We start from the raw sequence: 280 nt of genomic DNA, 5'->3' as shown, positions 1-280 counted from the left end.
GGCCTGGTCACCACCATCTCGAAGGTCTTCGTCGACGTCGCCACGCCGGCCTCGCTGCCGTTCTGGGGCCTGATCAGCTCGTTCGTCATCAACTTCTTCGCGCCCTCGGCCGGCGGCCACTGGGTCATCCAGGGTCCGTTCATGATCGACGCCGCCCGCGAAATCGGCAGCGCGCTCAACCAGACGACCATGGCCGTGATGCTGGGCAACGCCTGGAACGACCTGGTGCAGCCCTTCTGGATCCTGCCGGCGCTGGCGCTGTCCAAGCTCAAGCTGCGCG

1 protein-coding gene is annotated in these 280 nt (G+C 66.8%); it reads left to right on the top strand.

Going from position 1 to position 280, the window contains the following annotated elements; all coding sequences use genetic code 11:
* Positions 1-280 (top strand): TIGR00366 family protein (locus SB751_RS29750; RefSeq protein ID WP_410748991.1); only part of this gene is annotated, 280 nt, incomplete at both ends.

The organism is Cupriavidus sp. SIMBA_020, assembly GCF_046535395.1.
Classification (GTDB): domain Bacteria; phylum Pseudomonadota; class Gammaproteobacteria; order Burkholderiales; family Burkholderiaceae; genus Cupriavidus; species Cupriavidus campinensis.
This window is presented reverse-complemented; position numbering and strand designations above follow the sequence as displayed.